The following is a 14,906-nucleotide window of genomic DNA, read 5'->3' on the forward strand; positions in this document are numbered from 1 at the left end:
ATATGCCGTCCAGCGTCACCCTTACTGGCGAATATGATCCCGAAACTGCCATTTCCCGATCGCTTGAGATCGTGAACAAGCGCGGGCTGCATGCCCGCGCCTCCGCCAAGTTCGTTCAGCTCGTCGATGGCTATGATGCGCATGTCCGCGTTTCCAAGGACGGCATGACGGTTGGCGGCACCTCGATCATGGGCTTGATGATGCTGGCCGCCTCACCCGGATGCTGCATCGAGGTCAGCGCCTCTGGCGAGCAGGCCGAAACCGTGCTCAATGCCTTGCAGGTACTGATTGCTGACAAGTTCGGCGAGGAATGCTGACCGTTCGCAACGGTCTTGCCGCGCCCGTCGCGGTTTTTGATGCAGGCATTGGAAGCTATGCGCTGGTCGAGCTGATCAGACGCCGACAGCCGAACCGCGACATCATCTATTTTGCAGATCGTGCACGTTTTCCCTATGGCGGGAAAACGCGAAACGAGCTGTTGTCCATTATGCGCAGCACAATCGACTATCTGATCGGTCTCGGCGCGGAGAGCGTCGTTCTGGCTTCCAATGCGCCATCAATCATGGTGTTGGACGCCTTGAAAGATCAGTTCGCTGTGCCGGTCTATGGCGTGGCGCCACCCGTTCGAGAGGCAATCGCGGCCAGCCGCAGTGGCCATGTTGCGGTTATGGGCGTGCGTTCGATGATCGAAAGCGCTGAGCTCAGCGTGTTCGTCCGCGCCCATACGAGCGGATCGGCAGAGGTCAGTCTCATCAACGCCTCTCCCATGGTTGAACTGGTGGAAAGCGGTTTGTTTCTGTCAAACCCGACAAGAACGGCCGAAGACGTTGCCCGCTTTTGCGACATGATCCTTGCCGAGCATCCGCATATCGACGTTCTCACTTTGTCGAGTACGCACCTGCCTTGGCTGCGGCCGTTCTTTGAGAAAGCACGTCCCGATTGGCTGTTTCTCGACCCGGCGGATAGCGTCGTTTCGGCCCTTCCCTCTTCGCAAGGCGGCTCCGGGCAGACCGTAGCGCTGGTGACCGAGAATACGGCCTATCCGGCATCGGACTTCCGCAGAATGCTGGAAATTCTTGGGATCAATCTCGATTTGACGGTGGTGGAGCCGTCAATCGGCTAATTGTTCGATATGCACGTATAAAGATTTGTTTATATGAAGTTGTACTTCGGCCCGCGATCTGCTAGTCAAAGCGGCAGCCGGAGCGGCTTTTATCGACGATATTCCGCTCCTGAACCATGTCTACAACGCCATTCCGAACCGGGTTCATTGCCGTAGCGGAATTGTTTTTGATTGGAGCACGCGATGACCGCAAGCCAAGATTTCGTCGTCAAGGATCTGAGCCTGGCCGACTGGGGCCGCAAGGAACTCGATATTGCTGAAACCGAAATGCCGGGCCTGATGGCCGCGCGCGCGGAATTCGGCAAGTCGCAGCCGCTGAAGGGCGCACGCATTTCCGGTTCGCTGCACATGACCATTCAGACGGCCGTTCTGATCGAGACGCTCAAGGCCCTCGGCGCCGATGTGCGCTGGGCTTCGTGCAACATTTTCTCGACACAGGACCATGCTGCCGCCGCGATTGCTGCAACCGGCACGCCGGTTTTCGCCATCAAGGGCGAAACCCTTGAAGAATACTGGACCTATACCGACAAGATCTTCCAGTGGCCGGATGGCCAGCCGTCCAACATGATCCTCGACGATGGCGGCGACGCCACCATGTACATCCTCATCGGCGCACGCGCTGAAGCGGGTGAAGACGTTCTGTCGAACCCGGGTTCGGAAGAAGAGGAAGTTCTCTTCGCGCAGATCAAGAAGCGCATGGCTGCAACGCCGGGCTTCTTCACCAAGCAGCGCGATGCCATCAAGGGCGTGACGGAAGAAACCACCACGGGCGTCAATCGTCTGTACCAGCTGCAGAAGAAGGGTCTCCTGCCCTTCCCGGCCATCAACGTCAATGACAGCGTGACCAAGTCGAAGTTCGACAACAAGTATGGCTGCAAGGAATCGCTGGTCGACGGTATTCGCCGCGGCACCGATGTGATGATGGCTGGCAAGGTCGCCGTCGTCTGCGGTTACGGCGATGTTGGCAAAGGTTCCGCCCAGTCTCTGGCTGGCGCCGGCGCTCGCGTCAAGGTGACGGAAGTCGATCCGATCTGTGCCCTTCAGGCCGCCATGGACGGCTTTGAAGTCGTAACGCTCAGCGATGCCGCGCCGACTGCCGATATCGTGATCACCACGACCGGCAACAAGGACGTCATCACGCTCGACGACATGCGCAAGATGAAAGACATGTGCATCGTCGGCAACATTGGCCATTTCGACAACGAAATTCAGATTGCCGCTCTGCGCAACCTGAAATGGACCAACGTCAAGCCGCAGGTCGATCTGATCGAGTTCCCGGATGGCAAGCGCCTGATCCTTCTTTCGGAAGGCCGCCTGCTCAATCTCGGCAACGCAACCGGCCATCCGAGCTTTGTGATGTCGGCTTCCTTCACCAACCAGGTGCTGGCCCAGATCGAGCTTTACACGCGTCCGGAAGCTTACAAGAACGAAGTCTATGTTCTGCCGAAGCATCTCGACGAGAAGGTCGCGCGCCTGCACCTCGACAAGCTGGGTGCGAAACTGACTGTGCTTTCTGAGGAACAGGCTGCCTATATCGGCGTCACTCCACAGGGCCCGTTCAAGTCCGAACACTACAGATATTAACCATAGGTTAAGCATTCTACTACATGTTGAGATCGGGCAGTTGACAAGCTGTCCGATCTTTCTTTTTGCGCGCGACACGCTTCACGTGGATTCGTCGGAAGGGTATTGTGAAGACGAATCAAAAGCATTCCCGGCAAAAGTGTATTGCGGTTTTGGCGTTCGGGCATGCGAAGAAACAATGTGTTTTGGCGGGTGTTCGCGTTGTGCGTTTTTTGCCGGTTTCGGCGGGAAGCGACTGGTCGTTTCGTCCCTGAAACACGTTCGGCTATCGGGCACTGTGGCGGTGCATGATGGCCAGTCGAGACGTTGAAGTGTTTGAAATGCGGGTGTGCGTCCGTTTTTGCGGATTGTACAGTCGGGTGGCGGAGAAAAGGGAAACATGCCAGAAGTCGGCTTACCGGATCAGGCCCGGGGCAATACCACAATCGGAAAAGGCAGAAGCCTGACGGTTGCCCTTGCTTGTGTTGCAAAGCCGTTTCGGCAGGTCGTTTTGATGGCGACCGTGTCAGTTTCCGCCGTTCTTGCCGCAATGCCTGCTTTCGCGCAGGGCGCTGATGGCGCGCGCATCGAGCTGCCTTTTGGCGGCGGCAGCGTTGGCGCTTTCGAAGTTATCCAGTTTTCCATGTTTGTTGGCGCCATGGGCGCGGCGCTGCTTTCCGCAGGCTGGCTCATTCGCGAGCGCGCGCGGGCGGCCAATGAAAACAAGGACCTGCGCTCAAAACTCTCCGATCTGAGCCTCACCGCACAGCGCAACGAAGCGCTTCTCAATCTCAAGGATCAACGCATCGTCGTCTGGGACGGTCATACGATGCGGGCCGATGTGGTCGGGCAATTGCCGGATGAAAGCGGCGCGCCGCTGGATCGCTCGGCATTTTTGGCTTTCGGTCGCTGGTTGCGCCCACAATCGGTCACGGCGCTCGAACGCGCCGTTGCATCGCTGCGCGAACACGCGCGCACCTTCGATCTGACGGTCGAAACCAATAACGGCACATTGCTTGATGTTTATGGCCGCACGTCCGGCGGTCTGGCCGTTGCCCGCTTCTTGAGCCTTCAGGGCGTTCAGGCGGAACGTGCTGCGCTTCAGGCGCAAAATCGCGAATTGTCGGAACGGATTGAACTCCTGCGCCGCCTGCTGGAACGCATTGAGCAACCTGTATGGGTTCGCGATAGCAATGGCCGCATCGAATGGGTCAATCAGGCCTATGCGCGCGCGGTTGATATGCCCGATACCAGCCAGGCAATCGCGGAAGGTCGCGAGCTTTTCGGCGCGCAGGCACGGCTTCGTCTTGAGCGGGATCGTTTTGCCGAACCGAACCTGCATGAGCAATTGCCGACAGTGGTGCGTGGCGACCGCCGGATTTTCGATGTGACCGATGTGAGCGCCGAGGGCGGTTCCGCCGGTCTGGGCTTCGATCTGAGCGAAGTCGAGCAGGTTCGCGAAGAACTGAGCCGCACGTTGAAAAGCCATGCTGAAACGCTGGATCAGCTCTCGACTGCGGTGGCGATCTTCGATCCGGAAATGAAGCTCCAGTTCTTCAATCAGGCTTTTGCGAAGCTCTGGTCGCTCGATACGGGCTGGCTCGAAACCCAGCCGAGCAACACCTTGCTCTTCGATCGCCTGCGGTCCGAAGGCAAGCTGCCGGAACAGCCGGAATGGCGCAAATGGAAGGACGGCGTGCTGTCCGCCTATCGCGCTGTCGAGCCGCAGGAGCATATGTGGCATCTGCCGGATGCGCGCACGATGCGCGTGGTGGCCAATCCGCATCCGCAGGGCGGCGTGACCTGGTTCTTCGAGAATATGACGGAAAAGTTCGAGCTCGAAGGCCGTTACAACACGCTGATCAAGGTTCAGGGCGAAACGCTGGATCATCTGGCCGAGGCTGTTGCGGTGTTCGGTTCCGATGGCCGTATGCGCCTGTCCAATCCGTCCTTTGCGGATCTGTGGTCATTGCCTGCCGCCATGGCCGTAGTGGGCACGCATATCTCCACGATTTCAAAGCTTTGCCGCGAACGCGGTGGAAACGGTCTCTGGGACGATTTCGTGTCTTCGGTGACCGGCTTCCTCGACCAGCGTGATGGTCGCATGGGGCAGGTGGAGCTGGATGACGGTGTGATCCTCTCCTTCGCCGTGGTGCCGCTGCCCAAGGGGCAGACCATGCTCACCTTCATCGATGTGACCGATACGGTGCGCGTTGAGCGCGCCCTGAAGGAAAAGAACGAAGCGCTGGAACTGGCCGACCAGATCAAGAACGATTTCGTGCAGCACGTCTCCTACGAACTGCGTTCGCCGCTGACCAACATTATCGGCTTTACCGAACTGCTGCAGACCCCGTCCTTCGGCTCGCTCAACGAGCGTCAGGTCGAATATCTGGAGCATATCAGCACGTCTTCGTCGGTCCTGCTGACCATTGTGAACGATATTCTCGATCTTGCGACCGTCGATGCCGGCATCATGGAGCTGGAGATCGGCGATGTTTCGGTGGTGGAAGCGATTTCGGCCGCTGCTTCGCGGGTGAGCGAACGTCTGCGTGACCATGATATCGGCCTTGATGTCGATATTGCCGACGATGTGGACGTCTTCAAGGCCGATGCCAATCGCGTGCGGCAGGTGCTTTTCAACCTTCTGTCGAATGCGACGAATTACGCGCCGGAAGGCTCGACTGTCACATTGCAGGTCGCCCGTGAAGGGTCCGAAGTGGTCTTCTCCGTTCATGACGATGGACACGGTATGCCGCCGGAAGTTCTGGATACCGTCTTCAAGCGCTTCCAGTCCTATCCGAATGGCGGGCGCAAGCGCGGTGCGGGGCTTGGTCTTGCTATCGTTAAAAGCTTCGTGGAGCTGCATGGCGGCAAGGTCGATATCGAGACTGGCGCGGGCAGGGGAACCACCGTGATTTGCCGCTTCCCGTCGGAGACACGCAGCTTCCGTGTTGCTGCCGAATAAGGTAAACGGTGCTAGGCTCAGGACCGGCTAATTTGATGGAAATGGCACCTGAAATGACAAGAGTTGCCAGGAGAGATGTGAAGAACGGGGCGGTTCCCCTGGTCAAGCAGCTCGACGCAGCAAATCGCCAGTCATTTCGGTGTCCGAAGGATGTGGTCCATTCGCCCGGCTACATCGTCGAAAAGGCTCGAAAATGAACCACATTTCCTTCGTCTTTTCTCCTCGTATCCGAACGGATGGCCTCACACCATTTGCACCAAATTAGCCGGTCCTGAGCCTATGAGCGCCCAAACACAGATTCTCGAATCCTACCTACCCGATGAAGCCGCCACACTCCGGTTTGGCGATGACTTCGCTCTTGCTCTGCAGAAGGGCGATCTGGTCACGCTTTCCGGTGATCTGGGGGCGGGGAAGTCGTCGCTGGCGCGCGCGATAATCCGCGCCATTGCTGATGATCAGGGGCTGGAAGTGCCAAGCCCGACTTTCACGCTGGTGCAGAGCTATGATGTGCTTCGTTTACCGGTCGCCCATGCCGATCTCTACCGCCTGTCGTCGGGTGAAGAGCTTGACGAGCTGGGACTGGTCGAATTTCTGGACGATGGCGTTGTGCTTGCCGAATGGCCGGAGCGCGGCGAGGGCTTTTTGCCCGAAGCGAATTTCTCGGTCACGCTTTCGCATGAAGGGGCAGGGCGGCGTATTGCCATTACCGGGCCGCAGGCTGCGATCAGTCGTCTGGAGCGCTCGCTGGCCATTCGCGCTTTCCTTGATCGCCACGACCGACAGAGTGCCGAGCGGCGTTACCTGCAAGGCGATGCATCGCCGCGCAAATATGAAACGATCCGCACTGCGCACGGTGTCGAAATTCTTATGAATGCGCCGCAGATGCCCTATGATCCGCCACTGCGTGACGGCAAGACCTATCGGCAGATTGCGCATCTTGCCGAAACTATTCTGGCTTTCGCGGCCATTGACGGGCTTCTCGCCGCGCATGGTTTTCGCGTGCCGGAAATGCGCGCCGCCGATCTGGACGCAGGTTTTCTGGTTCTGGAAAATCTGGGAGTCGAGGGCGTACGTGCTGAATCTGGCGAGCCGGTGGCGGAACGCTACGAGGCGGCAGGGCGCTTTCTCGCGCATCTGCATGGGGTGAACTGGCCGAACCGTGTGCCGCTCAATGGTTATCCTGACCATCTGATTGCACCCTTTGACCGGAATGCCATGATGATCGAGGTGAGCCTCGTCGGGCAGTGGTATGCGCCGCGCATGATGGGGCGGCAACTGACCGACGCTGAAAAGCAGGCTTACGAAGCCGCGTGGGACAAGGTGATTGCCGATATCGCTGATGTCGAACAAAGCCTTCTACTGCGCGATTATCATTCGCCGAACCTGTTCTGGTTTCCGGAAGCCGAAGGTAAGGACAGGATCGGGACCATCGATTTTCAGGATGCGATGATCGGCCCTGCTGCCTATGACGTGGCCTCGCTGGCGCTCGACGCGCGCGTGACCATCTCAGTCGAACTGGAGCAGGCGGTCGTTGCCGCCTATTGCGACGAGCGCCGCAGCTTGGGCCATGCTTTCGACGAAGCTCTGTTCCGCAAGGCCTATGCGGCCATGGGCGCGCAGCGCAATGCGAAGCTGCTCGGTCTCTTCGTGCGGCTTGATGAGCGCGACGGTAAGCCGGCCTATCTCAACCATCTGCCGCGCATTCATGATTATCTCGGGCGCGTGCTTGTTCATCCGGTCATGGCGCCCGTGGCGGCATGGTTTCGCGAATTGGGGTTGATGCAGGAAGGGCCAGTGCGCAATGAAAATGCCTGAGACGGCCATGGTTCTGGCGGCGGGGCTTGGCAAGCGTATGCGCCCCATCACCGAGACAATTCCAAAGCCGCTGGTCAAAGTCGCGGGAAAGCCGCTGATTGACTGGGGTCTGGACGCGCTGGAAGCCGTTGGTGTGCCCAACGCGGTGGTAAATGTGCATTATTTAGCCGACCAACTGGATGATTATCTCGCTGATCGAGCGGAGCCGCATATCGTCATTTCCGACGAGCGTGATCTGCTGCTCGATTCCGCGGGTGGTATCGTCAAGGCATTGCCAAAGCTGGGAACGTCTCCGTTCTATCTTCTGAACGCCGATACGTTCTGGGTAGGCGATACGTCGAAGCCCAATCTTGCGGCCTTGAGTGAAGCCTGGGACGATGCCCGCATGGATATCCTGCTGATGACGGCGGGGCTCGATCAGGCCACCGGATTCGATGGCAAGGGCGATTTTGTCGCCGATGATGCAGGCCGTTTACGCCGGGCCCGTGATGTGGCCGGAACGCCGCTGATCTATGCCGGGGCCGGTATCATTCATCCGCGCATTTTTGCTGGTGCAAAGCCTGAAGTGGCGTCGCTCAATCGATATTTCGATAAGGCCATCGCGGAGGGCCGCCTTTATGGTATGCCCATGGTCGGGCATTGGCTGACGGTTGGAACACCGGAGGCCATAGCGCAAGCGGAGGCAACACTTTCCGCACTGGTTTGAGCCGAAGTAATTTATGAAGGAGAGAAACAGCATGAGCAAAACAAAGCCAAGGCTGTTTTCCATTCCTTCCGGAACGCCTTTCCTGCCAGCCTTTGCCAAGGCCTTGCTTGAGGGGAGGCTGATCGAAGGTTTTCCCGGTAATCCCGCTGATCCTCTGGCACTGGCCAGCGCAACGATTTACGTGCCGACGCGTCGTGCAGCTCGCGCTCTGCGATCTGTTATCGTCGATATGAATCCGGCTAAGAGTGCCATTTTGCCCGCCATCAGACCGCTTGGCGATGTCGATGAGGACGCGGCTTTTTTCAATGCCGGGGCGGCAGGCGTGTTCGACCTGAACCCGCCGATAGCAAAGGCAGAGCGGCTTCTGCTTCTGGCGCGTCTGATCCGCCCGTGGCGTGAATCTCTGCCTGCCCATGTGCGCGCGCTGTTTGGTGTTGACGATGTGTCGGTTCCGGCCACGACTGCCGATGCCATCTGGCTGGCCCGCGATCTGGCCGGGCTGATGGATCAGGTGGAAACCGATGGCGCGAAATGGAGTGAACTTGCCACGATCGCGCCGGAAGATCTTGCCGACTGGTGGCGGGTGACGCTCGGTTTCCTCGATATCGTTACCAAGCTGTGGCCCGATATCCTGGCCGAGCGCAAGCTCTCCAACCCGGCGGCGCACCGCAACGAACTGATCTGGGGTGAGGTGGCGCGCCTGCGCGATAGTCCGCCTCCGGGGCCGGTCATTGCGGCTGGTTCAACGGGCTCCATTCCTGCCACCGCCGAACTGGTTTCCGTCATCGCCCATTTGCCAAACGGTGCGGTCGTTCTGCCGGGACTTGATCGCGATCTTGATAACGATGCGTGGAAAATGCTGGGCGAGGCAGAAGATAATCCTTCGACCTTCGGTCACCCGCAATATGGCCTGCACAAGCTGCTGCGTGCTATCGGGACGCTCCGCGAAGATGTTGAACATATCGAAGACATGTCGCGTCAGAAGCGGGTTCTGGAGCGGGTTGTAAGCGAAGCGTTGCGCCCGGCGGAAACAACCGACGCGTGGGGTGCGCTCAGCCAACACCCGGATATGCAGCCGGATGTTCTTCTGGCCTCGGCGCATAAAATCGATCTCATTGAGGCGGCGAACGAACGCGAGGAAGCCCTGTCGGTGGCGCTGGCGCTGCGCGATGCCATTCATGAGGAGGGCAAGATCGCGGCGCTGGTGACAGCCGACCGCAATTTGGCGCGACGCGTGGTTGGAGAACTGGCGCGTTTCGGCATCGACGCCGATGATTCCGGCGGGCGACATTTGCGCGACGTTGAGACCTCGACGCTTTTGCGGCTGACCGTCGAAACAGTGTTCAATCCCGGTGATCCGGTGGCCTTGCTGGCGCTGGTGAAGCATCCTTTGTTGCGGCTGGAAACACCGCGCATCGATCGGCGTCTCGCTGGCGAAACACTGGAACTTGTCGCTTTTCGTGGCGGCACAGGGCGCGCTTCGGTCATCGACCTGCCAACCTTTTTCGACCGGCGGCTGGAAGAAAGCGCCAACCAGTCTTGGCGTCCGGCATGGCACGACAGTATCACCCCGGAGATGATCGCAGCCGCGCGCGGTCTTTGCGAAAATCTGTCCCAGGCTGTTGCGCCGCTGGCACCTTTCGCGACAACAAGCCGACGAACGAATATTGCTGAGATAGCACGGGCAACAGCGGAAGCCATTGAAAATATGGCGCGCGATGAAAACGGCAGCGTCGCTACCTTCTATTCCGGTGAACGCGGTGAAAAAATTGCCTCGTTTCTGCGCGGTCTTGTTTCCAGCGAGTCGGAACTGGATTTCGAAGCCAGCGAATGGCCGGCAATTCTGGATGCGTTGATGGCGGGCGAAACCGTCAAGCCGCATCCGGGCGGTCATCCGCGTGTCTTTGTCTGGGGTGCGCTGGAAGCGCGTCTGCAGACGGTCGACACGGTGGTGATCGGCGGCCTGAACGAAGGCAGCTGGCCTGCCAAGACGCGTAACGATCCCTTTATGTCACGCCCGATGAAAGCGATGATCGCGCTTGATCCGCCCGAGCGCCGCACCGGCCTTGCCGCGCATGATTTTCAAATGGCGCTTGGCATGGACCATGTGGTGCTGTCGCGCTCGCAACGTTCCGACAATGCGCCGACGGTGACATCGCGCTGGTTGCAGCGGCTAGAAACTGTGCTGGGTGCGGATGTGACGAAGGAGATGCGCCAGCGTGGCCAGCGTTTTCTGCACTGGTCCCGCGAGATTGACCATGCACCGGACGTGCCTTTCGTCAAAAGGCCTGAGCCTGCGCCGCCGGTTGCAGCCCGCCCTAAGCATTTCTCCGTCACCGAAGTGGAAACACTGCGCCGTGATCCCTATGCGATCTTCGCCAAGAAAATTCTCAAACTGCGTCCGCTGGAGCCATTGATTCGTGATCCGGCGGCGGCTGAACGTGGTACGCTTTTCCATGATATTCTCGGACATTTCACGCAGGAAAATATCGACCCGATGGCTCCCGATGCCGCCGAGCGCTTGATGGAACTGGGGCGCATCCTGTTTGCCGATATGGATTTGCCGACCGAGATTGAAGCCGTCTGGTGGCCGCGTTTCACGGCGCTGATCCCGCAGTTTCTCGAATGGGAGCGGGAGCGCGCCTATAATGTGCAGACACGGTTTGCGGAAATCGCTTCGGAAAAACGGGAAATCGAAAGCCTTGGTATTACGCTTTCTGGGCGTGCCGACCGTATCGATCTGATGCGGGACGGGACTGCAGACATCATCGACTACAAGACCGGCTCCACACCGTCGCCGCGTCAGGCGCATGTTCTGCTGTCGCCGCAGCTGGCGCTCGAAGCTGCTCTTCTGGTACGTGGTGCGTTTAGCGAGGTTGGCTGTGTTCGGGCGTCCGATCTCACCTATGTGCGGCTTCGCGCCGGAGGTGAGGTGAAACCGGAATCCATCTTGAAGATCAGCAGACCGCCATCTGAAAAAACCGCGCCCGCTTTGGGTGAGGAGGCATGGCAGCGCCTTGCGCAGTTGCTGGGGGAATATCAAAAGCCGGATAAGGGTTATCTTTCGCGGGCGCTTCCGTTCCGGGAAACCGACCTCACGGGCGACTATGATCACCTTGCGCGTGTACTGGAATGGTCCGCTGGCGGTGATGCCGGTGGGGAGGGCGGCGAATGAAGAAGAAACTCTATATCCCGCCGGAAACCATCGACGCGCAGACGCGGGCAGCCGATCCCGCCGCGTCGGTCTGGGTGTCGGCCAATGCCGGGTCCGGCAAGACGCATGTTCTGACCGAGCGCGTTATCCGCCTGTTGCTCGAAGGGACCGATCCCTCGAAAATCCTCTGCCTCACCTATACGAAGGCAGCGGCGGCGGTGATGCAGAACCGCGTGTTTGCGCGTCTGTCGGAATGGGCGGTTCTGCCGGATAGTGAACTGGCCAAGCGTTTGGAAACGCTGGAAGGCCGCAGGCCGGGCGCGCCCCGCCTGGCGGTGGCACGTCGGCTTTTCGCCCGTGCATTGGAAACGCCGGGCGGGTTGAAAATCCAGACCATCCATGCGTTTTGCGAAGCCATCCTGCATCAGTTTCCTCTTGAGGCGAATATCGCCGGTCATTTCGAGATGATGGATGATCTGATGCAGGTCGCACTTGTGGGCGAAGCACGGCGTCAGCTGCTCGAAACGGCGCATGGTGGTGGCGATGTGGATATCGCAGCCGCCTTTGCCGATGTCTTGCAGGCGTCGGGTGAAATAGGGTTGCAATCGCTGCTGGACGAGGCTGTGAACCGACGTAACGGCTTGCAGCGCTATATCGCCGAACTGGGCGTTGCCGAAACGCGCGTCGAGACCTTGCATCGCGCCTTCGGCTTCGATCCTGATGAGCGCGAAAGCGATATTCTGGCTGAGCTCTGGCCGGTTCCCGAATTTTCTGACGACGCGCTCGATCTCATTCTTTCGATCCAGAAGGGCGCGGCGCGCGCCCATGATTTTGCGCTGCAATTGAAGCGCTACGACAAGGTGAGCACCACCCGTGACCGCGAGGCCGTACTGCGCGCTGCGTTTCTGAAAAGCACCGGCGAGCCGAAATCAGGCGCTTATGTCGGTTCGGCAGCGGTAAAGAAACTACTGCCGGAATTCGAGGAAGCGTTCGATGGAGCTGCTTCCCGTGTTGAAATGGGGCTCGATCGGCTGAAGGAATTGCGTCTTGTGCGGCTCAATCTGGCCGCGCTGACGCTGATCGATGATCTCCTGCAACGCTATCACGATCTCAAGCGCAAGCGCGGTCTGCTCGATTTTGAAGATCTGATCACGCGTACCGTGGCGCTGCTCGCCCGCGACGGGGCAGGGCAGTGGGTGCAGTACAAGCTTGATCGCGGCATCGATCATATCCTCGTTGACGAAGCACAGGATACCAGCCCCGACCAGTGGCAGGTCATCCGCATGTTATCAGAGGAGTTCTTTGCAGGTCTCGGCCAGCGTAATCTGCAACGCACACTCTTTGCCGTCGGTGACGAAAAACAGTCAATCTATTCGTTCCAGGGGGCCGTGCCGGAAGATTTTGCCGCGCAGGGTCGCTCGGTTAGTCTTCGTGCGGGCGACGCCGAATTGAAGTTCGAGCGCGTCAGTCTCAACTTCTCTTTCCGCTCGGCACCGGATGTGTTGCAGGCCGTGGATGAAGTGTTTGCAAGGCCTGAAGCCAATCGCGGGCTTGCGGGTGCCACGGTTCATGATGCCATTCGCGCCGATGCGCCGGGCGAGGTGGAAATCTGGGATATGCTGACGCCGGAAGCGGTGGAAGAGCCGGATGACTGGCGCGTGCCTGTCGATCATCTTGCGGCACCTGCCGTGCGGCTCGCCGAACAGATCGCCGCCACCATCCGCTACTGGCTGGATCGAGGCGAACCGATACCGGGTCAGAACCGCCGCATCGCGCCGCGTGACATCATGGTGCTGGTGCGCAAGCGCGATCAGTTCATGCCTGCTTTGTCGCGGGCGCTGAAGAATCTCGGCGTGCCGGTGGCGGGCGCGGATCGACTACGCCTCACCAGCCATATCGCCATTCAGGATCTGATGGCGCTTGGGCGTTTCGTTCTGCAGCCCTCAGACGATCTTTCGCTGGCTTCGCTTCTCAAAAGCCCGCTGTTTGGTTGGGACGATGACAGACTGTTTGCGCTCGCTCATCCGCGTGGGTCAGGCTCGACGCTGTTCGAGCATCTCTATCGCGCCTCACGCGAGGATGAGACGCTTGCTGCCATCCACAAGACCCTGAGCCGTTGGCGCGGCATGGCCGACACGATGCCGGTTTTCGAGTTCTATGCGCGCATTCTAAGCGCCGATGGCGCGCGCCGAAAGCTTCTGGCGCGGCTTGGGCCGGAAGCGGGCGACATTATTGACGAGTTTCAGAACTATGCGCTCTCCGCTGAACGTGCGGGGCTGCCGGGCTTGCAGGCTTTCCTTGAAACGCTGGATGCGGCATCGCCGGAAATCAAACGCGAGCTGGATCAGGGCCGCAATGAAGTGCGCCTCATGACCGTTCATGCGGCCAAGGGCCTTGAGGGCGCAGTGGTGTTTCTTGTCGATCCCGGCAGCGCCGTCTGGACTGGCAGCCGAGCGCCCAAGCTGATCCCCTATGATCTTCCGCATGACGGTGCGCCGGTGAAAGGCTATCTCTGGCAGCCGAATGGTGGTTGGCAGACCGGCTTTACTGCCGCACGTGTTGAAGAGCTGAAAGCCCGCGCTGAGGAAGAATATCGCCGCCTGCTTTATGTCGGCATGACGCGCGCCGAAGATCGCCTGATTATCTGCGGCTATCGCGGCACGCGCGAGAGCGGCGAGACATGGCACAGGCTGGCCGAGGATGCGCTGGCCATCAAATCCGAGACCTTCGTGCACCCCGTGCAGGGCGTCGCGGCACGACGCTACCGCAATACGCCACGCGGATTGACGGAAATCATCGAGCCGGATCAGGCGGAGGCGACGCCGTTGCCCGGTTTGCCGCCGGAATATCTGCTTCCAGTCAAGCCAGAAGCCGGTCTCCCACGCCCTCTGGCCCCCTCCGGTGCGTCAGCGCTCATCGAGGCGGATGAAGAGCCGCCGCTTGATTCCAGCTCGCCTGTGCTTGGCGACATTGTCGGTGATGGCGCGCCCGGCTTTGCCTTGCGACGCGGTACAGCGATCCACATGCTGCTGCAATATTTGCCGGAGGTTCCGGAGGCAGCACGGGAAAAGCTGGCGGAAGAGTACCTCGCCCGGATAGCGGGTGACTGGCCTGAGATCGAGCGCCACAATGCCGTTTTGAGCGTGAAGGCCATACTGGGTGATCAGCAATTTGCGCCGGTCTTCGCGCTTGGTTCACGTGGCGAAGTCGCGATCATGGGCACGATCAATCTTGGCGGACGCGATCACGCCGTTTCCGGTCAGGTCGACCGTATCAGTGTCGACGAGACCCGTGTGCTTGTCATCGACTACAAGACCAACCGACCACCGCCCAAGACCGTTGAGGCGGTTCCTTTTGCCTATCGGGCGCAGCTCGCACTTTATAAGGCGCTGTTGGAGCCGCTCTATCCGGGGCGGGTGGTGGAAACAGCATTGCTTTTCACCGAGGGGCCATTCCTGTTGCCGCTGCCCGATGCTGTGCTTGATGAAGCCATGCAGGCGCTAAAGGACTCTCAAGGAAAGGTGAGCAACTAGAACTTGACGGATGGCAGCGGACACGCCACATGATATAGCGAAGAAAG

8 protein-coding genes are annotated in these 14,906 nt (G+C 59.4%); all 8 read left to right on the plus strand.

Annotated elements, in window-relative coordinates:
* Positions 1-2 precede the first annotated feature (2 nt).
* Positions 3-317, plus strand: coding sequence for an HPr family phosphocarrier protein (locus QBD01_RS01100; RefSeq protein ID WP_078337652.1), 315 nt, complete (start codon positions 3-5; stop codon positions 315-317).
* Complete coding sequence (locus tag QBD01_RS01105; RefSeq protein WP_280991279.1) at positions 311-1,123, plus strand: aspartate/glutamate racemase family protein; 813 nt, start codon at positions 311-313, stop codon at positions 1,121-1,123. The genes QBD01_RS01100 and QBD01_RS01105 overlap by 7 nt, the downstream gene beginning before the upstream one ends.
* A 183-nt stretch (positions 1,124-1,306) precedes the next feature.
* On the plus strand, positions 1,307-2,707 hold the full coding sequence (gene ahcY, locus QBD01_RS01110; RefSeq protein WP_182518973.1) for an adenosylhomocysteinase: 1,401 nt from the start codon (positions 1,307-1,309) through the stop codon (positions 2,705-2,707).
* A gap of 493 nt (positions 2,708-3,200) precedes the next feature.
* Positions 3,201-5,651, plus strand: a complete 2,451-nt coding sequence (locus tag QBD01_RS01115) for a PAS-domain containing protein (protein WP_280991280.1) — start codon at positions 3,201-3,203, stop codon at positions 5,649-5,651.
* 279 nt (positions 5,652-5,930) lie between these two features.
* A complete protein-coding gene (tsaE, locus tag QBD01_RS01120; protein ID WP_280991281.1) occupies positions 5,931-7,466 on the plus strand; it encodes a tRNA (adenosine(37)-N6)-threonylcarbamoyltransferase complex ATPase subunit type 1 TsaE in 1,536 nt (511 codons plus the stop codon).
* Complete coding sequence (locus QBD01_RS01125) at positions 7,453-8,172, plus strand: nucleotidyltransferase family protein (RefSeq protein WP_280991282.1); 720 nt, start codon at positions 7,453-7,455, stop codon at positions 8,170-8,172. The genes tsaE and QBD01_RS01125 overlap by 14 nt, the downstream gene beginning before the upstream one ends.
* Positions 8,173-8,203: 31 nt before the next feature.
* Positions 8,204-11,347, plus strand: a complete 3,144-nt coding sequence (gene addB / locus QBD01_RS01130; RefSeq protein WP_280991283.1) for a double-strand break repair protein AddB — start codon at positions 8,204-8,206, stop codon at positions 11,345-11,347.
* Complete coding sequence (addA, locus tag QBD01_RS01135; protein ID WP_280991284.1) at positions 11,344-14,859, plus strand: double-strand break repair helicase AddA; 3,516 nt, start codon at positions 11,344-11,346, stop codon at positions 14,857-14,859. Before addB ends, addA begins: the two co-directional genes overlap by 4 nt.
* Positions 14,860-14,906: the final 47 nt, after the last annotated feature.

It is taken from the genome of Ochrobactrum sp. 19YEA23 (assembly GCF_029909865.1).
Classification (GTDB): Bacteria; Pseudomonadota; Alphaproteobacteria; order Rhizobiales; family Rhizobiaceae; genus Brucella; species Brucella gambitense.

What these genes read in the sequence shown, in the direction of transcription:
- QBD01_RS01100 (WP_078337652.1), top strand. Translation starts at nt 3, where the DNA reads ATGCCGTCCAGCGTCACCCTTACTGGCGAATATGATCCCGAAACTGCC.
- QBD01_RS01105 (WP_280991279.1), top strand. Translation starts at nt 311, where the DNA reads ATGCTGACCGTTCGCAACGGTCTTGCCGCGCCCGTCGCGGTTTTTGAT.
- ahcY (WP_182518973.1), top strand. Translation starts at nt 1,307, where the DNA reads ATGACCGCAAGCCAAGATTTCGTCGTCAAGGATCTGAGCCTGGCCGAC.
- QBD01_RS01115 (WP_280991280.1), top strand. Translation starts at nt 3,201, where the DNA reads ATGGCGACCGTGTCAGTTTCCGCCGTTCTTGCCGCAATGCCTGCTTTC.
- tsaE (WP_280991281.1), top strand. Translation starts at nt 5,931, where the DNA reads ATGAGCGCCCAAACACAGATTCTCGAATCCTACCTACCCGATGAAGCC.
- QBD01_RS01125 (WP_280991282.1), top strand. Translation starts at nt 7,453, where the DNA reads ATGAAAATGCCTGAGACGGCCATGGTTCTGGCGGCGGGGCTTGGCAAG.
- addB (WP_280991283.1), top strand. Translation starts at nt 8,204, where the DNA reads ATGAGCAAAACAAAGCCAAGGCTGTTTTCCATTCCTTCCGGAACGCCT.
- addA (WP_280991284.1), top strand. Translation starts at nt 11,344, where the DNA reads ATGAAGAAGAAACTCTATATCCCGCCGGAAACCATCGACGCGCAGACG.